Source organism: Rhodoplanes roseus (genome assembly GCF_003258865.1).
In the GTDB taxonomy this organism is placed as follows: Bacteria; Pseudomonadota; Alphaproteobacteria; order Rhizobiales; family Xanthobacteraceae; genus Rhodoplanes; species Rhodoplanes roseus.
In genome coordinates, this window is the sequence record NZ_NPEX01001014.1 from 1 (window position 1) to 237 (window position 237).

Annotated in this window: 1 protein-coding gene; it reads right to left on the reverse strand. The window is 58.2% G+C overall.

What is annotated here, in order from left to right; all coding sequences use genetic code 11:
* Positions 1-237, reverse strand: a 237-nt coding sequence (locus CH341_RS33410) for a type II 3-dehydroquinate dehydratase (protein WP_146604843.1), incomplete at both ends; no start/stop codon positions are given.

Below are 237 nucleotides of genomic sequence, written 5' to 3' on the forward strand. Positions count from 1 at the left end.
ATCGGCAAGCGCCACGGAAGTATGGGTGTAGGCGCCCGCATTGAGCACCACACCGTTCGCGCCATCCGCCGCATGGACGAACTCGACAAGTTCGCCTTCATGGTTGGTCTGACGAAAAATCAAATCGTATCCCCGCTCCTGAAGGCGGTCGCGCAACATCGCTTCGATATCGGCAAGCGTAGCCATCCCATAGATCGACGGTTCCCGGACACCGAGGCGGTTGAGATTTGGACCGTT